Raw genomic sequence first — 25,444 nt, forward strand, 5'->3', positions numbered from 1 at the left:
CTGTGAGCTGAACAGTGGGGTGATTATTATCAGAGATACCCGTCACCAGCCAGGCTCCCTTCGGCCGCACGTGGTGGGGCGGGTCGCGGGTCCGTCGCCCGGGCGGGGCGTCGGCCTGCAGCGGGTGGTTGACCCCCTCGCCGCCGTGGGCCTAGATTTCTATGAACATCATGAGGATAGATCGAGGAGGTCTCGGTGGCGAGAATTCGCCTGTTGCCTGCGGAGGAGTTCCCGGAGGACCTGCGGGCCGAGCTGGCGGCGGACTCACGGACGCCGCTCGAGCTGGGCAACCTGCGGTTCTACGCGCACCGCCCCGAGCTGGCGCGCGCCTACGCGACCTACATGGGCGAGCTGCGCCGGCCGGGACTGCTCTCGAGGCGGCTCGTCGAGCTGGTGCGGCTGCGCGTCGCGTTCCACAACCAGTGCCGCAGCTGCATGGCGGTGCGCTATGCGGACGCCGCGGACGAGGGGGTCGACGAGAACCTCGTCTGCCAGCTGGCCGGGCCCGACGAGGCGCCGGACCTGACGGAGGCCGAGCGCGCCGCGCTGCGCTTCGCGGACCGGATGGCGACCGACCACCTCAGCATCGACGACGCCACGATCGCCGACCTGGGCGCGCACTTCGCCGAGGCCGAGATCGTCGAGCTGGGTATGAACATCGCTGCGTTCGTCGGCTACGGGCGGCTGTCGATGGCCTTCGACATGGTCGACGAGCTGCCGGAGCGGTTCCGCAGCACCTCCGGCGCGCTGGTGACCCAGTGGAACGCCGAGGGGGAGAGCGACAGCATCACGCTCGGCGCCACGAGGGCGCAGCGATGAGCGCCGCGAGCGGGCCCCTGCCGTCGCTGGACGACCGGGTGGTCGTGGTGACGGGTGCCGGACAGGGCCTCGGTGAGGCGACGGCACGCACGATCGCCGTCCTGGGTGGCGCGGTGGTCGTGCTCGACTGCGACCCGGGTGCCGCCGAGCGGGTCGCGGGGGAGATCGCCGAGTCCGGTGCGCGGACCCTCGCGGTCACCGCCGACGTCGCCGACGAACCCTCGATGGAGGCCGCCGCGGCCCGGGTCGCCGAGCGCTTCGGGCGGGTGGACGGCCTCGTCGCCAACGCCGGGGTGATCAGCTGGACGCCGGTCGAGGAGCTCGACGTCGCCGAGTGGGACCGGGTGATGGCGATCAACGCGCGCGGGCTGTTCCTGGGCGCCAAGCACTTCGGCCCGCACATGCTGGCCCGGCGCTCGGGCAGCGTCGTCACCGTGTCCTCGGTCGCGGGCACCGTGCCCGAGGCCCGGTCCGGCGCGTACTCGGTGAGCAAGGCGGCGGCGATCATGTTCGCCCGCCAGCTCGCCGTCGAGTGGGGGCCGCGCGGGATCCGCAGCAACGCCGTGAGCCCGGGGATCATGCGCACCCCGATGGCGGAGCGGTTCAACTCCGATCCGGAGGCCCTGCGGCGCAGGCTGGAGATGATCGCCAGCCGGCGGATCGGCGACCCCGCGGAGGTCGGGGCCGTCATCGCCTTCCTGCTCTCCGACGCCGCCAGCTTCGTCAACGGGCAGAACCTCGAGGTGGACGGCGGGATGATGCAGATGCTGATCGACATCCTGCCCCGCCCGGGGGTGCCGGAGGTCCGCACGTGAGTGGACCGGCGGACGGGCTGCCGGAGGGCTCGGGCGACCTGCAGACCGTGGTGGCCGAGGAGGAGCGCGGCCGGGTGGTGGCCATCGACTCGGCCTACCACGTGGACGACCGCAACACCGGTCGCGACGTCGTGATCAGCGCGTCCTACTCGGGGGTGCTGCCCGCCCGGTTCGTCGCCGACCTCCGCCCACGCGCCGCGATCGGGCTGGACTGCGGGATCGGGCCGGACGGTGCGGGCATCGCAGGCCTGTGGTTCTACGAGGCCCTCGGCATCCCGGCCGCGACCGCCGACGTGGCGGGCATCCTGCTCGGCGACGGCGTCGACGTGCACCGCAACGGCGTGCTGAGCCGGGTCAACGCCCCGGCGCTCGCCTGCGGGGTACATCCGGGGATGCCGGTGGCCGAGGCCGCGGTGCGGCTGCTGCGCACCGACCCCGTCACGCACGCGCCCCAGGAGATCACCAACCGCGAGGTGATGGAGGAGGGCCCGGACGGTCGCGCCGTGGTCTGCACGGACTCGATCGCCTTCGGGACCCCCGCGGACACCGGTCGGTCGGTACTGGTCACCGCCGGGCACACCGGCCGCAGCGCGGTGCCCTACCTGCGCTCGGTCCGGCCGTGGGGGTTCATCTGCTCCGACGGCGGACGTGGTCGCGAGGACTCCGGGATGGCCGGGCTGGTTCTGGTCGAGCCGGACGGGCTCGCCGGTGCCACCGTCGACGCGCGCACGGCCCGGATGGGCGACGGGCTCTCCACCTACCACGACGGCGTGATCAGCGCGGCCAACGTGCATGCCAGGGCGTGCGGTGTGGAGGTCGGGATGCCCGCCGCTGCGGCGGCGCACCTGCTCCTGGTTCGATGATCACCCGGTTCGGGCTGGCCCCGCGGCGCGACGGGCTCACCGTCGCGCAGTTCCAGGAACACTGGCGCGAGCGGCACGGGCCGATCATCGGTGTGCTGCCCGGGCTGCGGCGGTACTGGCAGAACCACACGATCACCGGCGAGCAGCCGTGGCCGGGCTTCGACGCCTGCTCGGAGATGGACGCCGACGACGTGGCGGCCTTCGAGGCGGTGTTCGCGCACCCGCACTACCTGGATGCGGGCCGGGCCGACGAGCAGCGCTTCGTCGACCGGTCGCACGGCGGTGCGGTGCTCACCCGGAGGCTCGGCGCGCGCCCGGCCGGCCGCCCCGCCCCGGTCCGGCTGCTCACCTTCCTGCGGGCGGCGCCCGGCTGCGGTCCCGATCCGCTGGCCACGGTGCTCGGCCGCCCCGGCCGGGGCGGTGGGGCGGTCGCGGCAGAGGCGTTCGTCGCCGTCGACGGGCAGCCGGACCCGGTGTTCGACGCGGTGGAGGCACTGTGGTTCGCCGACGTCGCCGCTGCCCGGTCCTACGTGTGCTCACCCGCGGCCGAGGACGACCGGGCGGCCCTCGGCCGCCTGGTCCGGGGAACGGAGCGCCTGGTCGTCACCGTCCACGTCGTGCGTCGTCCCGATCCGGTCCACCCCGGATGACGTTCCATCACCACATCACCACATCACGAGGAGAGTCATGAGGACCCAGCACCAGCCGATCATGGGCGGCGTCGGCGGCCGCTCCCGCATCGCCGACAACGAGTGGCACTACCTCGCCGACCCGGAGCAGAACCCCGAGTTCTTCGAGCACATGACCGAGCCGGTGCAGGTGCAGTTCCTGGGCAAGAACTGGGACGAGGGCCCCTGGATCATGCCGAACAAGTTCGGCCCGGGGGTGAAGGCCGACCGGCACGCGCACAACCACGCGACGATCTACTACATCACCAAGGGCTCGATGACCTTCAACGACGGCTCGGGCTGGTACCAGGAGGGCGACCTGCGCTGGATCGAGGCCTTCAACGAGTACGGGCCGGAGGAAGCCGGTCCGGACGGGGTCGAGTTCCTGCTGATCTCGGCCGGACCGATCGACGTGCTCTGGGAGGACGGCGACCACCACATCGTGAAGGGGTGAGCCGGGCCGGGTCGCTCAGGCCCGCGAGCTCTCGTAGGCCTTCCAGGTCGGCAGCGTCTCCGGGATGTCGGCCTCGAGCGGCTCGGTGCCGGGCCAGCGCTTCCGCAGCCGCCCGGAGAGCACGTCCGGCAGCTCGGACAGCGGCGCCGCGTAGAGCTGCAGGGCGCGCCGGGACACGAACTTCCAGCGCCCCTCCTCCCGCCGGTAGGAGTCCAGGTAGCGCAGCGCGACCACGAACGGGGTCGGGCCGATCGCCAGCTCGGCGTGCGCGGACACGACGCCGGTCGCGGTGTCCGGGCCGGTGAACTCGATCGTGTGGCTGTGCGGGTAGTGGTAGGTCATCCCGTAGCGGTCGAGCTGGCGACGGTAGTAGTCGAGTACCGGGCCCCGGCCGCTGATCGGACCGTCGGTCGAGTCGAAGACGGCGTCGCCGGTGTAGAGGTCGGCGATGCCGTCGATGTCGCGGTCGTCGATCCGGTGGCCGTAGACCGCCACCAGCTCCTGCAGCTCGGCCCGGTCCTCCAGCTGCTTGATCCTGCTCTCCAGCGTCTGATCTGTCATGGGGCGCCTCCCTGGGGTGCAACAGCTCGTCATCGAGGGCAATCAAGGGTGATGATAATCAGCTTATCCAGTGCGTGGGGAGTCTCGCCGCGGAATCCGGACCGCGGTCGTGGGCGCCAGAAAAAAGGGTCATGGTATTCACCGTCAGGCCTTGAGTGGCCGGCGGCGACGGTGTACCCATTGAGCTGATCCACCGAGCCGGCCCCGGCCTCCCGGCGCGTTCCGGCCCAGTTCTCTGGAGGACCGATGACCACGACCGGATCCCGGCCGCTCGCCGAGCTCGAGTCGTTCGCCGCCGGCACGACGGACATCGACCCCTACCCGCGCTACGCGCGGCTGCGGGAGACCTCCCCCGTCGTGTACAGCGACGCGTTGCAGGCCTGGCTGGTGACCCGGTGGGCCGACGTCACCCGTTGCTTCAAGGAGTCCGCGTCGTTCGGCCCGATGGCGTCGGGGTCCGGCAGCAGCGGCATCTACGGCCGCACGATCCTGCACATGACCGGAGACGAGCACCGCCGCAAGGCGGCGATCGTCGCCCGCCGCATCCGCAACCGGCGCGAGCTGCGCGGCGCGCTGGGCGACCGGGTCCGGGTGCTGGTCGAGGAGCTGGGTTCGGACCTGCCCGCGGCGCCGGAGACGGTCGACGTCCGCGCCGGGCTGACCGCCCCGCTGCCGCTGACCGTGATCGCCGAGCTGATGACGATGCACGAGGTCGACGTCTTCCCCCGCTGGTGCCACGACCTCGCCGCGGCGAGCGTGTCGAACGTGAACCGCGACCCGCAGGTGCACGCCCGCGGGGTGCGCGCGCGTGACGGCATCGACGCCTGGCTCGCCCCGGCGATCGAACGCACCCGCGCCGAGCCGGGTGAGAACCTGCTCTCCGACCTGTGCACCGTGGAGTACGAGGGACAGCGGCTCGCCGACGCCGAGATCACCAGCAACACCGCCTTCTTCCTCGCCGCCGGTATCGAGACGACCGACCGCGCCCTGGTCAACCTGCTCGGCGGCCTGGCCGACGACCCCGGGCAGTGGGAGCGGCTGCGGGCCGAGCCGGCACTGGTGCCCTCGGCGGTCGCCGAGGGACTGCGCTGGAAGGCGCCGGTGCAGGGTTCGGTCCGCCAGGCCCTGGTCGACGTCGACCTCGGGGGTGTGCCGATCGCGGCGGGCGAGAAGCTGATCCTGCTGCTCGGCGCGGCGAACCGCGACCCCGAGGTGTTCGGCGACCCGGACACCTTCGACGTCGCCCGGTTCGCCGACGACGCCGGCCCGCAGTTCACCCCGGTCGGGCCGATGCGCTCGTTCGGCGGTGGCGAGCACACCTGCTCGGGCTCGCTGCTGGCGAAGCTGGAGATGGAAGCCGCCCTGACGCATCTGCTCGGGCGCTACCGCCGGATCGTCCCCGCCGGGGACCGGCCGGCCGACGCCGGGTTCATGTTGCGGTCCGCACCCGCGCTGCCCCTGCAGCTGCACCCCTGAACCGCACGACGCAGACGAGGAGATCGACATGACGCGGCTGGCCGGCAAGCGAACGGTGATCACCGGAGCGGGCTCGGGGATCGGGCGGGGCATCGCCCTGCGGTTCGGCGAGTTCGGGGCGTCGGTGCTGTGCGCCGACCGCGACCTCGGGGCCGCCGAGGCGGTGGCCGCGGAGGTCACCGAGCGGGGCGGGATCGCACGGGCCAGCCGGACCGACGTCGCGGTGGAGGCCGACGCGGAGCGGATGGTCGGCGAGTGCGTCGCGGCGTTCGGCGGGCTCGACGTGCTCGTCGCCAACGCCGGCATCCCCGGCGTCGGTACCGGCGCCGACACCTCGCTCGAGGACTGGCAGCGCGTCATCGGCGTCAACCTGACCGGGGTCTTCCTCTCCGACAAGTACGCGTTGCGCCAGATCCGGGCGCAGGGGACCGGCGGGTCGATCATCAACCAGGCCAGCGTCGGCGGGCTGATCGGCGTCGCGGGCATCGCGCCCTACGCGGCGGCCAAGGCCGGCGTGATCGGCCTGACCCGCCAGCTCGCCGCCGAGTACGGGCCGGAGTCCATCCGGGTCAACGCGCTGTGCCCCGGCACGGTGCCGACCCCGCTGGTCCGGGCGACCTACGCCGAGCGCGGCGGGTTCGGCACGAACACCGGAGAGACGCCCGAGGAGGCCCTCGAGCTGCAACGCCTCCGCCGGTTCCCGCTCGGCAGGCTCGGGACCGAGGACGACATCGCGATGGCGGTGGTCTACCTCGCGAGCGACGAGTCGACCTGGGTCACCGGGCAGGCCTGGGCGGTCGACGGCGGGCAGACCGCCATCTGAGCCCGCCGCGCCCGGCGCGCACCTGCTCCGGCGCGGCTCACAGCGACCCGCCTGCACGACCGGGGTGGGCCCCGGGGAAAGGAGTGGACCGTGCGCGTGTGGAACGGAAGTCTCGACGAGGAGGACGGCTTCGACGTCGTCGTCGTCGGTTCGGGTGCGATCGGGCTGACGGCGGCGCTCGTCGCGGCCGACGCCGGGGCACGGGTGGCGGTACTGGAGAAGGCGCCCTACCTCGGCGGGACGGCCGCGGTCTCGGGCGGCATGCTCTGGGTGCCGATGAACTCTGCGATGGGCGCGCTGGGCGTGTCCGACGACCGCGAGGACGCGCTGCGTTACCTGCGCGCGGTCACCGACGGGCGGACCGCCGACGACGTGCTGGCCGCGATCGTCGACCGCGGTCCCGACATGCTCGAGTTCCTGGAGCGGCGCGCGGGCCTGCGGATGGCCCCGATGCAGGACTTCCCCGACTACCACCCGGAGTGGGAGGGCGCGCACGCCGGTGGCCGCTCCCTCGACCCGGAGCTCTACGACAGCGCCCGGCTGGGTGAGCTGGCCGCGAGCCTGCGGCCGGACCCGCGGTTGCCGTTCACCATGCGGGAGTACGAGCAGTGGCGGATCTTCACCCGGTTCCCGGTCGAGGAGCTGCAGCGCCGCGCCGACTCGGGGCTCGTCGCGCGCGGCCGTGCCCTGGTCGGCCCGCTGCTCGAAGCGTGCGGCGGGGCCGGCGTCACGCTGGTGACCGGCTGCCCCGTCGACCGGCTGCGGGCCTCCGACGGCACCGTCACCGGGGTGACGGCCGGGGACCGGGAGATCGGCGCGCGGGCCGTCGTGCTGGCCTGCGGCGGCTTCGAGTGGTCGCCGGAGATGGTCGAGAACTTCCTCTCCGGGCCGGTGAGCGGCAGCTGCAGCCCGCCGCACAACACCGGCGACGGCATCCGGATGGCGGCGAAGGCGGGCGCGGCGCTGGGCTCCATGCGCGAGGCCTGGTGGGGGCCGATGGTGCTGGTCCCGGGCGACGAGACCGACGGCGCGCAGACCGCGACCCTGCTGCGGTTCGAGCGCACCGGCCCGCACACCGTGATCGTGAACCGGCACGGCAGGCGGTTCGTCAACGAGGCCCACAACTACAACGACATGACCAAGGCGTTCCACCTGTTCGACCCGGGCGCCTACGACTACGCCAACCTGCCCGCCCATCTCGTCTTCGACGAGCACCACCTGCGCGAGTACGGGTTCCTGGCGCACCGCGCCGGCCGGCCCTCCCCGCCCTGGCTGCGGTCGGCGCCGACCCTCGGCGAGCTGGCCGGCCTGATCGGCGTCGACGCGGCGGCACTGACCGCGACGGTCGAGCGCTTCAACGAGCACGCCCGCGCCGGGGTCGACCCGGACTTCCGCCGCGGCGCCAGCGCCTACGACCGGTACTGGGGCGACCAGCACGCAGAGCATCCCGCGCTCGGCCCGGTCGACACCGCGCCGTACTACGCCGTCGAGGTCGTCTCGGGCGTCATCGGGACCAAGGGCGGCGTCGTCACCGACGGCGAGGGCCGGGCCCTGGACCCGTTCGGTGAGCCCGTCCCCGGGCTCTACGCGGCGGGCAACACCACGGCGCACCCGATGGGCCCCGGCTACCCGGGCGCCGGCGCCACCCTCGGACCCGGCTCCACCATGGCCTTCGCCGCGGGGCACGCACTCGTCTCCCGGCTCGGACTGCGCCCCGCGGCGCGGACCTGACCGGCCTTCCCGCGCGGTCGTCGGGCGCGTTCCGGGGGCCTTCCTCACACTCCATTGTGAGGCGAATCTATGTATATAATAATCCTGAGAACTTGGGAGGTGTGATGGACGAACCAGTGCTTGTGGACGCGGTGCGGTCCCCGATGGGAAAGGGCAGGCCCGGCGGTGCGCTGTCCGGTCTGCACGCGGTCGACCTGCTGGCGCAGACGATCGCGGGCCTGCTGGAACGCACCGGGATCGACCCCGCGCGGGTCGACGACGTGGTGACCGGGTGCGTCAGCCAGGCCGGTGAGCAGTCGGGCAACGTCGGCCGGATGGCGTGGCTGGCCGCGGGCCTGCCCGAGCAGGTTCCGGCCGTCACCGTCGAACGCAAGTGCGGGTCGAGCCAGCAGGCGATCCACTTCGCGGCCGCCGGGATCGCGAGCGGCGAGTACGACGTCGTCGTGGTCGCCGGGGTGGAGTCGATGAGCCGGGTCCCGATGGGGTGCAACCGGCTCGGTGCCGACGTGTACGGCCCGTCGGTCACCGCGCGCTACGCGCCCGGCCTCGTGTCCCAGGGTGTCTCCGCCGAGCTCGTCGCGGCCCGCTGGAAGATCTCGCGCGAGCAGCTCGACGAGTACGCGGCCCGCTCGCATGCCCTCGCCGCCGGTGCGGCGGACTCCGGTGGCTTCGACGGCGAGATCGTCCCGATCACCCTGCCGGACGGCACGGTGGTGACGCGCGACGAGTCCATCCGGCGCGGGACCACGGCCGAGAAGCTCGCCGGCCTGAAGCCGGCCTTCGTCGACGAGGCGGCCGGGCAGCGCTTCGGGGAGATCGACTGGTCGGTCACCGCGGGCAACTCCTCGCAGATCACCGACGGCGCGAGCGCACTGCTGCTGACGAGCGAGCGGGCGGCCGCCGAGCTGGGCCTGCGCCCGCGCGCCCGGTTCCGTGGCTTCGCGGTCCGCGGTGACGACCCGATCGCGATGCTGACCGCGCCGATCCCGGCCACCCACCGGGTGCTGGAGCGCTCCGGGGTGCGCCTGGCCGACATCGACCACTACGAGGTGAACGAGGCGTTCGCCTCGGTGCCGCTGGCCTGGCAGGCCGAGTTCGGCGCCGATCCCGACCGGCTCAACCCGCGCGGTGGCGCGATCGCCCTGGGGCATCCGCTCGGAGCCTCGGGCGCCCGGCTGGCCACCACGATGCTCGGCGCGCTCGAGGCGAGCGGGGGCCGGCTGGGCCTGCAGACCATGTGCGAGGCCGGCGGTATGGCGAACGCCCTGCTGCTCGAGCGCGTCTGAGGACACCCGCACCACCACTAGAGGCCGGGCGGCACGGAGCCGTCCCGGGAGCCGGAGGAAAGACGTGGACATCTCGAACATCGCCGCCGTCGTGACCGGGGGCGCGTCCGGCCTCGGGCTGGCCACGGCACGCAGGCTGGTCGCCGGGGGTGCGCGGGTCGTGCTCCTCGACCTGGAGTCCTCGCCCGGCGCGGAGGCCGCCGCGGAGCTGGGGGACGCCGCCGTGTTCGTGGCGGGCGACGTGACCACGGAGGAGGGGGTGACCCCCGCGCTCGACGCCGCCGAGGAGCTGGGGCCGCTGCGTGCCGTCGTGCATTGTGCGGGCCGTGGGCACGCCATGCGGATCCTGAAGAAGGACGGCACCCCGGGTTCGCTCGAGGACTACTCGGCGATCATCAACCTGAACCTGATCGGCTCGTTCAACGTCGTCCGGCTGGCCGCGGCGCGGATCGCCCGCACCGAGCCGGTGGACGGTGAGCGCGGCGCGATCGTGCTGACCGCCTCGGTCGCCGCCTGGGAGGGGCAGATCGGCCAGATCCCGTACGCCTCGTCGAAGGCCGGCGTGGTCGGGATGACCGTCGTCGCGGCCCGTGACCTGGCCGGCCGGCAGATCCGGGTGGCCACGATCGCCCCCGGCATCTTCGACACCCCGCTGCTCGGCAGGCTCCCGCAGGAGATCCGGGACTCGCTCGGGACGATGGTCCCGCACCCGAGCCGGCTGGGTGTTCCGGACGAGTTCGGGTCGCTCGCCACGCACATCCTCGAGAACCCGATGATCAACGGCGAGACGATCCGGCTGGACGGCGCGATCCGGATGGCGCCGCGATGACCGAGCGTCCGGCCGGGGACGCGCCCGGGACGCTGCTCGTCGAGCACACCGACGGGGTCGTGGTGCTGACGCTGAACCGCCCGCACCGGCGCAACGCGATCGACCGCGACACCGCCGAGCTGATCTGCGCGGCGCTCGACGAGTTCGACGAGAAGGACGAGCTCCGGGTCGCCGTGCTGACCGGCTCGCCGCAGTCGTTCTCGGCGGGGATGGACCTGAAAGCGTTCGCCGAGACCGGTCAGCGGCCGGTCGTCGACCGCAGGGGCGGGTTCGGGATCGTCGCGGGCCCCCCGCGCAAGCCGATCATCGCGGCGGTGGAGGGCCCGGCGCTCGGCGGCGGGTTCGAGATCGCGCTGGCCTGCGATCTGATCGTCGCGGGCGAGGGCGCCACGTTCGGCCTGCCGGAGGTCACGCGGGGTCTGGTGGCCTCGGGTGGCGGCGTGCTGCGGCTCCCGCGCCGGATCCCGCGCAACCTGGCCACCGAGATGGTGCTGACCGGGCGTCCGCTGAGCGCGGCCCGGTGCGCCGGGCTCGGGCTGGTGAACCAGGTCGTGCCCGACGGCGGTGCGCTCGCCGCCGCACGGGCGCTGGCCACCGAGATCGCGCAGAACGCCCCGCTCGCCGTACAGGCCTCCAAGGCGGTCATGGCGGAGTCGGTGCACTGGCTCGGGAGCGAGCAGTTCGAGCGCCAGGAGGAGCTGATCGGTCCGGTGCGCCGTTCGGAGGACGCCAAGGAGGGTGCCCGGGCGTTCACCGAACGCCGCGCGCCCCGCTGGCGTGGCTGCTGACTCACATACCACCGGCGTGCGAACGGGCCCGGGGCCACGGGAGTGTCGTGGCCCCGGGCTTCCTCAACGGGCCGGCGGAGCCTGGTCCAGCTCGGCGCAGAGCGTGGTGGCGATGCCGAGCTTGAGGACCTCGGAGGCGCCCTCGTACACCCGCATCGGCCGGGCCTGGCGGTAGTAGCGCTCGATCGGGCTGTTCGCGATCAGTCCCCACCGGCCCATGACCTGCACCGACCGGTCGACGACCCGGCTCGCGGCCTCGGTGGCCGCGACCTTGGCCATGGACGACCGGTTGAGCGCGGCGCGGGCATCCTGCCGGGCGAACGAGGCCGCCTGGTAGGTCAGCAGCCGCGCCATCTCGACGTCGTTCCAGGAGTCCGCGAGCAGCTGGGCGACCGGTCCGTGCTTGAGCAGCGGCCTGCCGAACTGCTCACGGGTACGGGCGTGCCGGGCGGCCTCCTCGAGCGCCCCGGTCGCCAGCCCGACCGCCGCACCCGCCACCGACACGCGGAACACGGCCAGCGTGCTCAACACCAGCGACATCGCCTTGCCCGGCGCGCCGAGCCGGGCCTCCGGGGGTACGACCACGCCGTCGAACGTGACGTCACCGAGCACGTGCGGCGCGATGAGCTCCGGGCTGGGACGGGTGCTCACCCCCGGCGCGTCGGCCGGGACCAGCACCAGCGACAGGCCGGGACCGTCCGCGAGGTCCTCCTTCACCAGGGTGACGAAGAAGTCCGCGGCCCCGGCGTTGGAGATGAAGGCCTTCTCTCCGTGGACGACGAGCTCACCGTTCTTCTCGGTGACGGTGGTGGAGACGTTCTTCAGGTCCGAGCCCGCGTGCTCCTCGGTCAGCGCCAGCCCGGCGAGGGTCTCCAGCGAGGCCACCCGGGGGAGCCACTGCGCACGCTGGGCGTCCGTCCCGCCGACGGTGATCGCGTAGCTGCCGATGCCCTGCAGCGCGAACATCGAGTCCAGGTGCGAGGAGCCCTTCATCAGTACCTCGCGCACCAGGCACACCGTGAGCGGGTCGACCGTCTCGGCGCGACCGCCGTACGCGGCCGGAACCATCAGGCCCGCCAGGCCGCTGGCACGCAGCGCCTCCCGCATCCCGGGGTGGATCTCGCTCATCGCATCGGCCTCGGCCGAGATGTCCGCTACGGCTGCGGTCAGCGAGGCAGCCTCTTCCTGCACGGCGCGCTCGGCAGGGCCGAGAGCGAACCACTTCTCTGACGAGTCCATGAATACTATAGTACTGGTAATCCCGGTCGGGGTCGACGGTCGCGCGTGGTCGGCCAGGTGGGCCGGGCGAGGCGACGACACGGAACTGAGGTGGGGTCATGACGGTCGGCTCGGGTACGACGGAGATGTCGGGAAGCCGGAGAGTGGCCGAGCTGCTGCCGGACGCCGGGTGGCTGCCGCGGCTGGCGGGCTCCGCCCCGAAGTTCGTGGAGGGCCTCGCCCGGGTCTCGGACGTGATCGTGGCGGACGGGGCGCTGCCCGCCGGGCTCAAGGCGATGTTCGCCGCGGCGATCTGCGCGGTCAAGCGCGACGAGCCGCTGGTCGGGCACTTCCTGGCGGCTGCGGCGCGGGCCGGGGTGCCGCGCGAGCACGTCGAGGGAGCGTCGGTCGGTCTGCTGATCTCGCGCGGGGTCGTCCCGCACGGGCTGTTCGTCGCCGGGACGGACCAGGCGTACGGCCCGGCCCGGTCGGACGGCGGGCCGGGCGGATCGGACGGCGGGCCGGGCGGTGAGCCGGCGTTCGACGCGGACGTGCCCGGCGCCTACGCCTACTTCCAGGAGTACTTCGGCTTCGTCCCGGACTACGTCGAGCTGCTGGGCGAGCGCGCCGCGAAGGGGCTCGAGGGCTACTTCCTGATGCGGGAGTCGTCATTGGGTGAGACCCCGTTGCCGGCGCGGGACATGGAGCTGCTGCTGTGCGCGGTGAATGCGGCGGAGTACCAGTCGCGCTTCGTCGCCATCCACGCCCGCGGAGCCCGCCGTGCCGGGGCCACCGAGGAGCAGCTCGTCGAGGCCGCGCTCACCGCGATGCCCTTCGCCGGGGTGGCGTCCTGGTTGCCCGCGGCCCAGGGAGTGATCGACTCGCGGGACGTGCCGAGTGGTCCGCAATGATGCCGCGCCCGTCGTGTGGCCGAATCCCTCCGGTTCGGTAACCTGCGGTGATCCCGTGGTGACTTCTCGCGGTCGGCCGTGGGTCCGTTCTCGCTCGCACCCACCGTCGTGGCCCGCCGAAGGGCGAGGTGAATCGATGCCTCGGTCGGCGCTCCACCACTCCGGTCCCGTAGTATCTCTGACTATGATCGTCATGAATATGTCGGACCTGAGCAGGGAGTGAGCATGGCTGCAGTACGTCGGGACGTCACGCCGCGCTCGCTGCCGTCGGGGATGCCGCCCAAGCGGGCGACGGTGATCGCCCAGCGCATCGTCAAGGAGATCAAGGAGCGGAACCTCCCGCCCGGGAGTCATCTTCCACCCGAGCGGGACATGCTGGAGACCTACAACGTGGGTCGCAACACCCTGCGTGAGGCGCTGCGGGTGCTCGAGCTGCAGGGTGTGCTCATGATCCGGCCGGGTCCGGGCGGTGGTCCGGTGATCACCTCGCCCGACTCGCGCCACCTGGCCAGCACCCTGGCGCTGTTGATGCAGTTCGCGGACACGCCGTTCCGTGCGGTGATCGAGACGCGGCAGCTGCTGGAGCCGCTGACCGCCCGGCTCTGCGCGGAGCGGGGCGACGCGGGCCTGCTGGCGGAGCTGCGGACCTCGGTCGAGCGCATGGGCGCGAGCCTCGACGACCGCGAGGTGTTCCTCGACGAGAACCGTCGCTTCCACGACCTGGTGGCGTGGGGGTCGGAGAACCCGCTGTTCGGGTACTGCATCAACTCGCTGCACTGGATCACCGACGGAACGGTGCTGGGTGTCGACTACCCACGCCGGTTCCGCAAGCTCGTCTGGCAGGCGCACGACGAGGTCTGCACCGGCATCGAGTCCGGTGAGGGGGCGCTGGCGGAGTCGTCGATGCGCAAGCACATGGACGACACGCTGAGCTACTTCGAGCGGCACTACCAGCGGCAGATGGACGAGGTCCTCAGCTGGGAGATGTACGGCACCTGAGGGCTCGGGGGCATCGGCCCGGATTGCCGCCTGGTGATCTCGTCAACTTGCGTCTAGGATTCGATCTACTGTTAATGATATACCTAGATTAGCCGTCGAGAGCGCTCGCGGTGACGACGACGTCAGGACCGGTGAGATGGGCAGGACGCTGCTGGAGCGGGAGCAGGAGCACCCGCAGGAGATCGTGGCCGAGCGGAGCGGGCGCCGGATCATCACGATGGACTCGGCCCGTTACGTCGATGCTCGCAACACCGGGCGCGACGTCGTCGTCCCCGCCTCCTACGTCGGCGTGCTGCCGGCCCGGATGATCGCGATCCACCGGCCGCGCGGGGTCATCGGGCACGACGCGTGCGTCGGCAAGGACGGGGCCGGGATCGCCGGACTGTGGTACCTGGAGGCTCTCGGCATCCCCGCCGCGTGCGCCGACGGGATGACCGCGGACATGGGCAACGGGGAGGATCTCTACCGGTCCGGCGTGGTCAAGCACGTCAACTACGTGGCCGAGACCTGCGGCGTGAAGGCGGGCATGACGGTCGTCGAGGCGGCCGACGTGCTCCTGGACAACGACCCGACCGACACCGAGGTCGGCAACAAGGTCCGGCGTCAGGTGACCGAGACCCACGAGAGCGGTCGCCGGGTCGTGGTCACGGACTCGATCGTCTGGGCCTACCCCGAGGACGAGAACACCAGCGTGCTGGTCACCGCGGGCCACACCGGTCGCAGCGGGGCGAAGTTCCTGCTCGAGGCCAGCCCGTGGGGCTTCATCTGCCACGACGGCGGGATGAGCAAGAACCGCTCGGGCATCGCCGGGCTGGTCACCGCGGACGAGGCGGGCCTCGCCGGTGCCTGCATCGACGGCACCACCGCCCCGATCGGCGACGCGTTCCTCGGCTACGAGATCGGGTTGATCAGCGCGCACAACGAGGCCGCCGCCCGGCGTGGTGTCACGGTCGGGATGACCGTGAAGGAGGCCGCGCACCGCCTCCTGGTGGGCGGGCCGTGAGTGACGCCGCGGAGCTGACGGCGGGCTTCTGGGCGGCCGCCGCGGCCCGTGAGCTGGTGCGACCGGTGTGCCGGGACTGCGGGCGCAGCTTCTTCACCCCGCAGATCGCCTGCCCCGGCTGCCTGTCGGAGAACTGGGTCTACGAGCGCAGCTCGGGGCGCGGGACGGTCTACAGCAGCACGGTCGTGCACAAGGCGGCGAGCCCGGGCGTGGCCGTGCCGTTCGGGCTGGGGATCGTGGACCTGGAGGAGGGCTGGAGCATGCTCACCACCCTCCTCGGCGATCGGCTGCCGGCGATCGGGGACCCGGTCGAGGTCGCCTGGGTCGAGCGGGCGGGCCGGCTGCAGCCCGCGTTCGCGGCGGCGGTGCCGGCATGAAGCTGGACGAGATCGCGATCGTCGGGGTCGGCGTGACGCCCCAGGAGAAGCGCTCGCGACGCAACTCCCTGCAGGTGGCCCTGGACGCGGCCGGGCTCGCGCTCGCCGACGCCGGGCTCCGGCACACCGACATCGACGGGATTGCGGCCCGGTGGCCGGGCCCCGGCGGAACCGAGCTGGCCCCGGGCTCGGCGGACTGGTCGACCCTGCTGGGCGTGCCGATCGACTGGATCGGTGACTCCTACCCGCAGGGCGTCCCGGCGCTGATGGACGCCGCCGGGGCGATCCTGACCGGTCAGGCGACCACCGTGCTGATCACCGGTGGGCAGGCCGGCGTCCTCGGCGGCGACAAGGTGGCCGCCTACACCCGTCCGGGCAACGAGTTCGTCGAGCCCTTCGGCGCGTTCACCGCCACCCACTTCGCGCTGGTCGCGCAGCGGCATCTCGCGCGCTACCCGCACGCCCGGCGGGGCGCCGCCGAGATCGCCGCGACGATCCGCAACACCGGATCCGCGAACCCGGACGCGGTGATGCACGGCCGCGGTCCCTACACCGCGGACGACGTGCTGGGAGCACCGCCGGTCGTCGACCCGTTCACCCTGCTGGATCTCTGCCTCGCGTCCGAGGGCGGTGCCGCGATCGTGGTGACGACCCTCGAACGTGCCCGGGACCTGCCGCACCATCCGGTCGTCGTGCTGGGTGCCGGGATGGAGTGGATGCGCCAGCAGTACGTCGACCCGGCCCGCTACGAGCAGGTCTGGTCGATCGGCGACCGTGCCGCCGCGAAGGCGTTCGCCCTCGCCGGGCTCGGCCCGGCCGACGTCGACGTCGCGCAGCTCTACGACGTCAACTCGCTCGAGGTGGCCCGCCAGTTCGAGGCGCTCGGGTTCTGCGAGGTGGGGGAGGGCACCGACTTCGCCCTCGCCACCGGGATCGGACCGGACGGGAAGCTGCCGACCTGCACCGACGGCGGGCTGCTGTCGTTCAGCCACATCGGCTGGGGCGCCCCGACGCTGAAGATCGCGGAAGCGGTCCGGCAGCTGCGCGGCGACGCCGGTGACCGCCAGATCCACGGCGCCGAGGTCGCGGTCGCGGCCGGCGCCGGGTCCGGCGCCCAGTACTACAACCTCGCGCTGCTCGGCCGCGCTCGCTAGGGCCACCACCACCGGAAGGAGAGTCGACGATGACGACGACCGAGGCGCCACGTGGCGCCGCCGACGGGATCGACCTGAAGCGCAACGGGGTGATCGACTCCGACGTGCATCCGAACTTCGTGAACGGCATCCGGGACCTGATGCCCTACATGACCGAGACCTGGCGGACCCGCCTGGGCATCAGCGGCGCGGACTGGGCGAAGGGCATGGCGGCGGCGCAGTTCACGCTGCCCCTGGACTACCTCTACATCAACCCGGCGGGCGCCTACCGTGAGGACGCCGCTCAGCCCGGTGTCCCGCCGGCCACGGACCCGGTCTTCACGGCCCAGCAGCTGCTGGACCCGCACGGGATCTACCGGGCGGTCCTGCTGTCCGGGCAGTGCCTGGGCATCGGCGCGATGCCCGACGGCATGGTCGCCGCGACCATCGCCTCGGCCTACAACGAGTGGATGTGCGAGCGCTGGCTGCAGCAGGACGAGCGCTTCCGCGGGGCGCTGGTCGTCGCGCCGCAGGACCCGGAGGCCGCGGTCGCCGAGATCGACCGGATGGCGAAGCGGGACGGCGTGGTCGCGGTGTTCATGCCGCTGGGCCAGATCCTGATGGGCGAGAAGCACTACTGGCCGATCTACGAGGCCTGCGCCCGGCACGAGCTGCCGCTCGTGACGCACCCGAGTGGCACCGAGAACGTCTTCGCCAAGGCCCCGCAGATGGCCGGCACACCGACGTTCTACCTGGAGTGGCACACCGCGCTGGGCCAGATCCACCAGTCGAACACGCTGAGCATGCTCTGCCACGGGGTGTTCGAGAAGTTCCCGAAGCTCACGCACGTGATCGCCGAGGGCGGGTTCATGTGGGCGCTCGAGGTCATGTGGAAGCTCGACCGGGACTGGAAGGGGCTGCGCAACGAGGTGCCGTGGCTGACCCGGCCGCCGTCGGAGTATCTGCTCGACCACGTCCGGTTCACCACCCAGCCGTTCATCGAGCCGCACGACCCGCGCCACCTGGCGCCGCTGATGGAGATGCTGCACGCCGACCGGGTGCTGATGTACAGCTCGGACTATCCGCACTGGGACTTCGACAACCCCGACCGCGCACTGGCCCAGCTCAGCCCGGAGCTGCGCAGGCGGATCCAGGTCGAGACGCCCCGCGAGGTCTACGGAGACCGCCTTGACTGAGACGACCAGCCAGGCACCGCACCGCGCCGTGCCGCGGGGTACCCCGCACGTCATCTGCCGCGCCGACGAGCTGCCGCCCGGCACCCGGAAGATCGTCGAGATCGACGGCACCTCGATCGGGGTGCTCAACGTCGACGGCCGGTTCCACGCGCTGCGCAACCAGTGCCCGCACCACGGCGCACCGCTCTGCCAGGGCGCGGTCAGAGGCACGATGGCCGACACCGCGCCGCACGAGTACAGCTACGGCCAGCACAACGAGTGGATCGCCTGCCCGTGGCACGGCTTCGAGTTCCGGCTCGAGACCGGGCGGCCGTTGCTGTCCACCGAGCGGGCCCGGGTGCGGGTCTACCCCGTCGTGGTCGACGACGGCGACGTCGTGCTCTACGTCTGAGCACGCCCTAGCGGAGAAGAGACGACACATGGACATCGGTGTCGCCGTACTGGCGCATGCCCGGAACACACCGACGGCGACGGCCGCCTTCGACGGCGACCGGTCGCTGACCTACGCCGAGCTCGACGCCCGCACCAACCGGCTGGCGAACACCCTGCAGGGACGGTTCGGCGTCCGGCCGGGCGACCGGGTCGCGGTACTGCTGCGCAACCGGCTCGAGGTGGCGGAGGCGATCGTCGCCTGCGCCAAGGCCGGCGCCGTCTACTGCGGGCTCAACTTCCGGATGAGCGAGGACGAGTACCGCTCGATCTTCGCCAACGCCGGCGCCCGGGTGCTCGTCACCGAGGAGCCGTTCCGGGAGCTGGCGGGGACGTTGGCCGGTGAGTTCGGCCTGTCCGTGCTCGACGTCGACGACCCGTCCGACGCCGGGTACGGCAGCCTCGCCGCGGCATCGGCCGCGCCGCCGCCGACCGTGCACGCCCGCCGGTCGACCGACGAGTTCTGCATCGTCTACACCAGCGGGACGACCGGGGCGCCCAAGGGCATCCTGTTCGACGCCCGGGCGGTGGCGACGCACGCGATGGTGGCCGGCCTGGAGTACGGCATGTCGGCGAGCTCGCGCTGGCTGACGACGATCCCGCACAACTCCAGCGTCCAGATCACCATCGCGCCGAGCTTCTTCCTCGGCGGCGCGGTCGGTTTCCACGACGCGCGTGGCTTCGACCCGGAGGGGTTCGCCGCCGAGGCGGCCCGCCGGCAGGCCACCCACACCTACCTGGTGCCGACCATGCTCTACCGGGTCCTCGAGGCGGGCCTGGACGCCTCGGCGCTGTCGACACTGACCTCCATCGGCTACGGGGCCGCGCCGATCGCCCCGGACCGCGTCACCGAGCTGGTCGAGCGGTTCGGCCCGGTGTTCAGCCAGCTCTACGGCATGGCCGAGGTCGCCTCGATCGCGACCATGCTCCGCCAGGACGACCACCGCCGGATCGCCGCCGGGCGCTCGGACCTGACCGCGTCGGCGGGGCGGCCGTCGTTCCTGACCGATGTGCGGGTGGTGGCCGACGACGGCGGCGACGCGGCCCCCGGCGAGCGCGGCGAGGTGCTCTTCCACACCCCGTACACGATGCTCGGCTACCACAAGAACCCGGAGAAGACGGCCGAGACGCTGGTCGACGGGTGGGTGCACTCCGGTGACATCGGCGTCTTCGACGAGGAGGGCTACCTCTACGTCGTCGACCGCAAGAAGGACCTGATCATCCGGGGCGGCTACAACATCACACCGTCGGAGATCGAGAACGTGCTCTACACGCACCCGGCGGTCCTGGAGGCCGCGGTGGTGGGCCTCCCGGACTCCGAGTGGGGCGAGTCGGTGCTGGCCGCGGTGGCGCTGCGTGCGGGCAGGCACCTCGACGACGACGAGCTGCAGCGGCACTGCCGGGCCGCGGGCCTGTCGAGCATCAAGATCCCGGAGCGGGTCCTGACGATGGACTCGCTGCCGAAGAACGCCGTCGGCAAGATCGCGAAGCGGTCGGTGGTCGACCTCGTCACCGGCGAGGCCGCCCCGTGACCGCCCCCGCCGCCGCGGCACCGCCGGAGTGCAAGGTCGAGATCACCGTCCGGGAGGAGCTCGCCGAGGGCGTCGTCGGTCTCGAGCTGCGCCGCTGCGACGGCGGGGAGCTGCCCGGGTGGACCGCCGGAGCGCACATCGACCTGCTGCTCGACGAGGGGCTCGAACGGCAGTACTCGCTGTGCGGTGACCCGGCCGACCGGCAGGCGTGGCGGATCGCGGTGCTGCGTGAGCCACACGGCCGCGGGGGCTCGGCGTACGTGCACGAACGGCTCGCCGTCGGTGACGTGCTCACCGTGCGGGGCCCGCGCAACAACTTCGCCCTCGATCCGGCCCCGCGCTACGTGTTCGTCGCCGGGGGCATCGGCATCACCCCGATCCTGCCGATGATCCGGCAGGCCGAGGCCGCCGGAGCGGACTGGACGCTGGCCTACGGCGGCAGGCGGGCGGGCTCGATGGCCTACCGCGAGGTACTCGCCGCGCACGGCGACCGGGTCCGGATCCATCCGGAGGACAGCGCCGGGTTGCTGCCGCTGGCCGAGATCCTCGCCGGCCCCGCGGACGGCACGCTCGTCTACTGCTGCGGGCCGGAACCGCTGCTGCAGGCGGTCGAGCAGGCCTGTGCGGGACGGGCGAGCGGCGCGCTGCGGGTGGAGCGGTTCACGCCCAAGGACGTCGCCGGTGCCGTCCGGTCGACGGCGTTCACCGTGCGGTGCACCCGGTCCGGCATCGCGGTCGAGGTCGGGCCGGACCGCTCGATCCTCGATGCCCTCGAGGACGCGGGGGCACCCGTCATGTCCTCCTGCCGGGAGGGCACCTGTGGAACCTGCGAGTCCCCGGTGACGGCCGGTCGCCCGGACCACCGCGACTCCCTGCTGACCCCCGACGAGCAGGACGCAGGCGACACGATGCTGATCTGCGTCTCCCGCTCGCTCGACGACGAGCTCGTGCTCGACATCTAGGAGAGATCATGGACTTCGACCTGGAAGGCAAGGTCGCGATCGTCACGGGCGCGAGCCGCGGCCTGGGCCGGGCGGCCGCCGAGGCGCTCGCCGCCGAGGGCGTGCGGGTGCTCGCCGTCGCGCGGACCACCCCGGACCTGGAGAAGCTGCGGGCCGGTGACCCGGACCGGATCGCGATCGCCACCGTCGACATGCGGTCGGCCGACGAGGTGGCCGCCCTCGCGGACCTCGCGGTCGAACGCTTCGGGCGGCTCGACATCGTGGTGAACAACGCGGGGATCGCGCCGGCCGGGAAGTTCTCCGAGCAGCCCCAGGCGCAGTGGGACGAGGTCTTCGACGTCAACGTCCGCGCGCCCGCGGTGCTGTCCCGCGCCGCCGGGCGGCACCTGCTCGCCCAGCGCTCCGGCAAGATCATCAACGTCGCCAGCACGTCCGGGGTCAACGGCAAACCGATCCTGGTGTCGTACTCGGCGTCCAAGGGTGCGGTGCTGCAGTTCACCAAGGCACTGGCCGCGGAGTGGGGCCGCTTCGGCGTGCAGGTCACCGCGATCGCGCCGGGTGCCTTCGAGACCGACGCCCAGTCGGCCGTGCTGGAGGACCCGGAGACCCTGACCCGGCGGCTGCGCAAGATCCCGGCGGGCCGGATGGGCCGGACCGACGAGTTCGGGCCGCTGGTCTGCTATCTCGCGAGCCCGCTGTCGGACTTCATGACCGGCTCGGTCGTCGTGTTCGACGGGGGAGAGGTGAACAAGCTGTGAGCATGATCATCGACGGTCACACGCACGTCTATCCGGACCGGGTGGCGAAGAAGGCCATCGCGGGCTCGCCCGCGGACCTGAAGCGCTTCGGCGACGGCACCGTCGGCAGCCTGACCGAGGTCATGGCCGCCTCCGGGGTGGACCGGTCGGTGTGCCTGGGCGTCGCCAACACCCCGGAGCGGGTGGACAACGCCAACCGCTTCGCCGGGTCCCTGGACCCCGCGCGGTTCGTCGGGTTCGGGTCCGTGCATCCCGGGCTGAGTCCCGAGGAGAACGTGGCGAGCCTGCGCACCCACGGGCTCAAGGGGGCCAAGGTGCACCCGATGTTCCAGGACCTGCGGCTCGACGACCCGCGGCTGCTCGCCACCCTGGACGCGATGTCCGGTGAGTTCGCCGTGATCATCCATGTCGGCGCGGCGGGAACGGACCCGGGCGAGCGGTGCAGCCCGGCGATGCTCGCCGAGATCGTCCGGCAGTTCCCGCGGCTCGACGTGGTCGCCTGTCACTTCGGCGGCTACCACCGCTTCGAGGAGGCGTTCGAGACGGTGGTCGGACTGCCCGTCCACCTCGACACGTCGTGGCCGCCCTCGCTGGCGACCCTGGACCCGGCGCGGGTCCGCGCGGCCGTCGAGAAGCACGGTGCCGACCGGATCGTGTTCGCCTCGGACTGGCCGATGGCCGACCCGGGCGCGGAGATCACCGCGATCCGCGACCTCGGGCTCTCCGACACCGACACCGACGCGGTGCTCGGGGGGAACCTCGCCCGGCTGCTCGGCCTGCAGCCGTGACGCGCCGGGTCGCCCTGGTGACCGGCAGCGCCCGCGGGATCGGTCGTGCGATCCTCGAGCGGCTGGCGGTCGACCACGACTGTGTCGTGCACGGGCGCCGGGACGTCGACGCGGCGCAGGAAGTGGCCCGGATCGCGGGTGCGGCCGGAGCACGGACCCTCGTGGTGACCGCCGACCTGGCCGATCCCGACCAGGTCGCCGACCTCGCCGATCAGGCCCTCGCGCGGTTCGGCAGGGTGGACACCCTGGTCGCGAACGCAGCGTCGACGGTGTTCCGGCCGCTGGCCGGCCTGGCGGCCCGGCACAGCCGGACGACCTTCGCCACGGTGGTCGACAGCCTGGTCGAGCTGGTGCACCGCACCGCACCGGTCATGCGGCCGGGCGGGCGGTTGCTCACCATCGGCGGGCTCGATGCCCGGTTCGCGCAGGCCGGGCACGGGCTGCTCGGCGGGGCGAAGGCGGCTCTGGAGGCGCTCACCCGGTCCTGGGCCGTCGAGCTCGGACCGCAGGGCGTCACGGCGAACACGATCGTTCCCGGCCCCGTCCGCACCGACTCGCTGGAGATCTATCTCGACGGCCGGGAGGATGTGCGCAGGCTGCTCGTCGACCACACCCCGGTCGGCCGCCTGTGCACCCCGGCCGACATCGCCGACGTCGCCGCGTTCCTGGTCTCGCCGGCCGGGGGCATGATCTCCGGCCAGGTGATCACCGTCGACGGCGGGATCAGCGCCCAGGGCGGGCCCTGGGGCGCGATGCGGGAGCTGTGGTGAGCGCCGCGGTCGTGCGCTACCCGCATCTCGCCTCCGGACTGTCCCGCGGCAGGCTGCGGCTGAAGAACCGGGTCGTGTTCCCCGGCCACCAGACGCTGATGTCGTCCGAGGGCGTCGTCGGTGACCAGATGTACCGGTACTACCTGGAGCGGGCCAAGGGCGGGACCGGTGCGATCGTCGTCGAGGGCGCCGCGATCCACCCGACCGCTCCCAAGTTCCCCGAGTACCTGCTCGCCTACGACGAGAAGATCATCCCCTCGCTGGACCGGTTGGCCGACGGCCTGCACGAGCACGACTGCGCGGTCTGGGTGCAGCTGGCGCACAGCGGGTCCCGGATGCCCTCGCTGGACTCGTTCCACGCGCTGTGGGCTCCGTCGGACGTCCGCAGCGCGATCTCACCGGAGATCCCGCACTCGATGACCGAGGCCCAGATCCAGGAGCTCCTCGACGGGTACGAGCAGGCGGCGCGGGTGGTCGGGCGGTCCCGGGTCGACGGGGCCGAGTTCCACAGCGCGCACGAGTACCTGCCGGTGCAGTTCCTCTCCCCGGTGAACAACCGGCGCACCGACCGCTGGGGCGGGTCGCTGGAGAACCGGATGCGGTTCCTGCTGGAAGGGCTGCGCCGCACCCGGGCGGGGCTCGGCGACGAGAAGGTGCTCGGCCTGCGGCTCAACGGGGACGACCTGCGCGCCGACGGGCTGCACAGCGACGACTACGTCGAGATCGCCCGCCGGGTCGCCGAGACCGGGCTGATCGACTACCTCAGCGTCAGCGCGGGCACCTCGGCCGACAACCACCTCATCGTCCCCCCGATGGACGTGGAGCACGGTGTGTTCGTGCCCTTCGCCGCGGCGATCCGCACGGTCGTGGACGTACCGGTGATCGCGGTCGGGCGGATCAAGGATCCGGACCACGCCGAGCGGATCCTGGAGTCGGGTGAGGCCGACGTCGTCGCGGTCACCCGGTCCCAGATCGCGGACCCGGAGTGGGTGAACAAGGTCCAGCACGCCCCGGAGACCGCCCGGCCCTGCATCGGCTGCAACCAGGGCTGCTTCGGCAACCTCTATCTCACCCGGCACCTGACCTGCTCGGTGAACCCCGCGGTCGGCCGGGAGGCCGATCTCGGGCTCGGCACCGCCGCCCCGGCCGCCGAGCGGCTGAGAGTCGCGGTGGTCGGCGGGGGACCGGCGGGGATGGAGACCGCGGTCGTGGCCGCCGGGCGCGGGCACGACGTCGTGCTGTTCGAGGCACGCGACGCCCTCGGCGGCCAGGTCCCGGTGGCGTCCTCCACCGCCGCCCGCGCCGAGCTGGCCGAGATCGTCGAGTACCAGGCGGCCGAGCTGAAGCGGCTCGGGGTGGACATCCGGCTCGGCGTCCGCGCCGCCGCCGGCTCGTTCGCCGGGTTCGATGCCGTCGTCGTCGCGACCGGATCGGCGCCGCGGGACACCGCGCTCGAGGTCGACGGCGGGCGGGTGCTCGATCCGGTCGCCGCCCTCGCGGCCCGGGACGAGGACTGGGCGGGCAGGCGGGTGGTCGTCGTCGACGAGGTCGGGCACTTCCCGGCCTACCTGCCGGCCGAGGTGCTGGCCGACGCGGGTGCCGAGGTCGTGGTGTCCACGCCGAAGCTCTCGGCCGGCTCCGGGCTCGACTCGGCCACGATGATGACCATGCACCGGCGCCTGGCGCGCAAGGGCGTCGAGTTCCTGGTGCACGCCGCGGCCACCCGGGTGGTTCCGGGCGCGGTCCACTTCACCGACACGCTCTCGGGCATCGGGTTCGACCGCCCGGCCGACGTGGTCGTGGTCGCCGGTGGGAACCGGGCTCGCGACGAGCTCGCCACCGAGCTGGACCACCCGCGGGTGTTGCTGGTCGGGGACGCGAACGCGCCACGGACGATCACCGAGGCGGTGCGCGAGGGCCGGCTCGCCGGCCGATCGCTATGAGCTTCACCGGCGCCACGGGCCGGCCTCCTACTGGCCCCCGTGGCGCCGTCTCCTGCGATCCCGAGGAGCAGATGACCGTGCCCCGACGACCCCACCCTCGACGAGCTGCGGGCCGCGATCCGGGAGCTGTGCGTGACGTGGCGTGGCGAAGGACGCTACACAGCACGCAGCGACTCGTGGCTGCGCAGCCCAGGGTGATGGGCAGCGGCCTCGGCCGCCGCCCGAACTCGGTCTTTGTGGCGCAAGAGCAGCCGGCCGACCCGGTAGGTAGATCAGCGGGGTCTATGTAACCAGGGGCGCACCGTTTGGGGG

At 72.6% G+C, this 25,444-nt stretch carries 26 protein-coding genes; 24 read left to right on the forward strand and 2 right to left on the reverse strand.

Translation table 11 applies throughout. The annotated features are described in order from the left end of the window. Positions 1–195: 195 nt before the first annotated feature. From JOF36_RS09400 to JOF36_RS09420, 5 genes are read left to right on the forward strand one after another with little or no spacing between them, the layout of a single operon-like run. Positions 196–819: a carboxymuconolactone decarboxylase family protein gene (locus JOF36_RS09400; RefSeq protein WP_210026211.1), complete on the forward strand. Its 624-nt coding sequence runs from the start codon at positions 196–198 to the stop codon at positions 817–819. Beyond that, positions 816–1,634, forward strand: a complete 819-nt coding sequence (locus tag JOF36_RS09405; protein ID WP_210026212.1) for an SDR family NAD(P)-dependent oxidoreductase — start codon at positions 816–818, stop codon at positions 1,632–1,634. The genes JOF36_RS09400 and JOF36_RS09405 overlap by 4 nt, the downstream gene beginning before the upstream one ends. Then, on the forward strand, positions 1,631–2,497 hold the full coding sequence (locus JOF36_RS09410; protein ID WP_307862288.1) for a hypothetical protein: 867 nt from the start codon (positions 1,631–1,633) through the stop codon (positions 2,495–2,497). Before JOF36_RS09405 ends, JOF36_RS09410 begins: the two co-directional genes overlap by 4 nt. Continuing rightward, a complete protein-coding gene (locus JOF36_RS09415; protein WP_210026213.1) occupies positions 2,494–3,147 on the forward strand; it encodes an EthD domain-containing protein in 654 nt (217 codons plus the stop codon). The genes JOF36_RS09410 and JOF36_RS09415 overlap by 4 nt, the downstream gene beginning before the upstream one ends. A gap of 37 nt (positions 3,148–3,184) precedes the next feature. Beyond that, complete coding sequence (locus JOF36_RS09420) at positions 3,185–3,619, forward strand: cupin domain-containing protein (protein WP_210026214.1); 435 nt, start codon at positions 3,185–3,187, stop codon at positions 3,617–3,619. A 15-nt stretch (positions 3,620–3,634) separates the two neighbouring features. Here the strand turns inward: JOF36_RS09420 and JOF36_RS09425 are convergent, their stop codons facing one another. Further along, on the reverse strand, positions 3,635–4,180 hold the full coding sequence (locus JOF36_RS09425) for a nuclear transport factor 2 family protein (protein ID WP_210026215.1): 546 nt from the start codon (positions 4,178–4,180) through the stop codon (positions 3,635–3,637). Between the two features lie 246 nt (positions 4,181–4,426). Between JOF36_RS09425 and JOF36_RS09430 the strand changes: the two genes are divergently transcribed. From JOF36_RS09430 to JOF36_RS09455, 6 genes are all read left to right on the forward strand, one after another. Then, positions 4,427–5,656, forward strand: a complete 1,230-nt coding sequence (locus JOF36_RS09430; RefSeq protein WP_210026217.1) for a cytochrome P450 — start codon at positions 4,427–4,429, stop codon at positions 5,654–5,656. A gap of 28 nt (positions 5,657–5,684) precedes the next feature. Continuing rightward, complete coding sequence (locus JOF36_RS09435) at positions 5,685–6,479, forward strand: SDR family NAD(P)-dependent oxidoreductase (protein ID WP_210026219.1); 795 nt, start codon at positions 5,685–5,687, stop codon at positions 6,477–6,479. A gap of 90 nt (positions 6,480–6,569) precedes the next feature. Further along, complete coding sequence (locus JOF36_RS09440; RefSeq protein WP_210026220.1) at positions 6,570–8,210, forward strand: FAD-dependent oxidoreductase; 1,641 nt, start codon at positions 6,570–6,572, stop codon at positions 8,208–8,210. A gap of 104 nt (positions 8,211–8,314) precedes the next feature. Continuing rightward, positions 8,315–9,496: a thiolase family protein gene (locus tag JOF36_RS09445; RefSeq protein WP_210026222.1), complete on the forward strand. Its 1,182-nt coding sequence runs from the start codon at positions 8,315–8,317 to the stop codon at positions 9,494–9,496. Positions 9,497–9,560: 64 nt separating this feature from the next. Continuing rightward, complete coding sequence (locus tag JOF36_RS09450) at positions 9,561–10,325, forward strand: SDR family NAD(P)-dependent oxidoreductase (RefSeq protein ID WP_210026223.1); 765 nt, start codon at positions 9,561–9,563, stop codon at positions 10,323–10,325. Then, the gene (locus tag JOF36_RS09455) at positions 10,322–11,113 is read left to right on the forward strand and encodes a crotonase/enoyl-CoA hydratase family protein (protein WP_210026225.1); all 792 of its coding nucleotides are present in this window, start codon (positions 10,322–10,324) and stop codon (positions 11,111–11,113) included. Before JOF36_RS09450 ends, JOF36_RS09455 begins: the two co-directional genes overlap by 4 nt. A 63-nt stretch (positions 11,114–11,176) precedes the next feature. Here the strand turns inward: JOF36_RS09455 and JOF36_RS09460 are convergent, their stop codons facing one another. Further along, complete coding sequence (locus JOF36_RS09460; protein ID WP_210026227.1) at positions 11,177–12,352, reverse strand: acyl-CoA dehydrogenase family protein; 1,176 nt, start codon at positions 12,350–12,352, stop codon at positions 11,177–11,179. 98 nt (positions 12,353–12,450) lie between these two features. Between JOF36_RS09460 and JOF36_RS09465 the strand changes: the two genes are divergently transcribed. From JOF36_RS09465 to JOF36_RS09525, 13 genes are all read left to right on the forward strand, one after another. Then, complete coding sequence (locus tag JOF36_RS09465; RefSeq protein ID WP_210026228.1) at positions 12,451–13,242, forward strand: carboxymuconolactone decarboxylase family protein; 792 nt, start codon at positions 12,451–12,453, stop codon at positions 13,240–13,242. A 225-nt stretch (positions 13,243–13,467) separates the two neighbouring features. After that, entirely contained in the window at positions 13,468–14,241 is a 774-nt protein-coding gene (locus JOF36_RS09470) for a FadR/GntR family transcriptional regulator (RefSeq protein ID WP_210026229.1), read from the forward strand. Positions 14,242–14,377: 136 nt separating this feature from the next. Next, positions 14,378–15,244 carry a hypothetical protein gene (locus JOF36_RS09475; protein WP_210026230.1) on the forward strand — a complete coding sequence of 289 codons (867 nt, stop codon included), beginning with the start codon at positions 14,378–14,380 and terminating at the stop codon, positions 15,242–15,244. Continuing rightward, the gene (locus tag JOF36_RS09480; RefSeq protein WP_210026231.1) at positions 15,241–15,621 is read left to right on the forward strand and encodes a Zn-ribbon domain-containing OB-fold protein; all 381 of its coding nucleotides are present in this window, start codon (positions 15,241–15,243) and stop codon (positions 15,619–15,621) included. The genes JOF36_RS09475 and JOF36_RS09480 overlap by 4 nt, the downstream gene beginning before the upstream one ends. Continuing rightward, complete coding sequence (locus JOF36_RS09485) at positions 15,618–16,775, forward strand: thiolase family protein (RefSeq protein WP_210026232.1); 1,158 nt, start codon at positions 15,618–15,620, stop codon at positions 16,773–16,775. The genes JOF36_RS09480 and JOF36_RS09485 overlap by 4 nt, the downstream gene beginning before the upstream one ends. A 29-nt stretch (positions 16,776–16,804) precedes the next feature. Further along, positions 16,805–17,950 (forward strand): amidohydrolase family protein, encoded by a 1,146-nt coding sequence (locus JOF36_RS09490; RefSeq protein ID WP_210026233.1) that lies wholly within the window; start codon positions 16,805–16,807, stop codon positions 17,948–17,950. Beyond that, the gene (locus tag JOF36_RS09495; RefSeq protein ID WP_245350748.1) at positions 17,943–18,341 is read left to right on the forward strand and encodes a Rieske (2Fe-2S) protein; all 399 of its coding nucleotides are present in this window, start codon (positions 17,943–17,945) and stop codon (positions 18,339–18,341) included. The genes JOF36_RS09490 and JOF36_RS09495 overlap by 8 nt, the downstream gene beginning before the upstream one ends. A 28-nt stretch (positions 18,342–18,369) precedes the next feature. Beyond that, entirely contained in the window at positions 18,370–19,911 is a 1,542-nt protein-coding gene (locus tag JOF36_RS09500) for a class I adenylate-forming enzyme family protein (RefSeq protein WP_210026234.1), read from the forward strand. Beyond that, positions 19,908–20,873, forward strand: a complete 966-nt coding sequence (locus JOF36_RS09505) for a PDR/VanB family oxidoreductase (RefSeq protein ID WP_210026236.1) — start codon at positions 19,908–19,910, stop codon at positions 20,871–20,873. The genes JOF36_RS09500 and JOF36_RS09505 overlap by 4 nt, the downstream gene beginning before the upstream one ends. 8 nt (positions 20,874–20,881) lie before the next feature. Further along, the gene (locus JOF36_RS09510; protein ID WP_210026238.1) at positions 20,882–21,631 is read left to right on the forward strand and encodes an SDR family NAD(P)-dependent oxidoreductase; all 750 of its coding nucleotides are present in this window, start codon (positions 20,882–20,884) and stop codon (positions 21,629–21,631) included. A 2-nt stretch (positions 21,632–21,633) separates the two neighbouring features. Continuing rightward, a complete protein-coding gene (locus tag JOF36_RS09515; protein WP_210026240.1) occupies positions 21,634–22,419 on the forward strand; it encodes an amidohydrolase family protein in 786 nt (261 codons plus the stop codon). Beyond that, positions 22,416–23,189 (forward strand): SDR family NAD(P)-dependent oxidoreductase, encoded by a 774-nt coding sequence (locus tag JOF36_RS09520; protein WP_210026241.1) that lies wholly within the window; start codon positions 22,416–22,418, stop codon positions 23,187–23,189. The genes JOF36_RS09515 and JOF36_RS09520 overlap by 4 nt, the downstream gene beginning before the upstream one ends. After that, positions 23,186–25,132, forward strand: a complete 1,947-nt coding sequence (locus JOF36_RS09525) for an oxidoreductase (protein ID WP_210026243.1) — start codon at positions 23,186–23,188, stop codon at positions 25,130–25,132. Before JOF36_RS09520 ends, JOF36_RS09525 begins: the two co-directional genes overlap by 4 nt. Positions 25,133–25,444 lie beyond the last annotated feature (312 nt).

This window comes from Pseudonocardia parietis (genome assembly GCF_017876315.1).
Lineage (GTDB): Bacteria > Actinomycetota > Actinomycetes > Mycobacteriales > Pseudonocardiaceae > Pseudonocardia > Pseudonocardia parietis.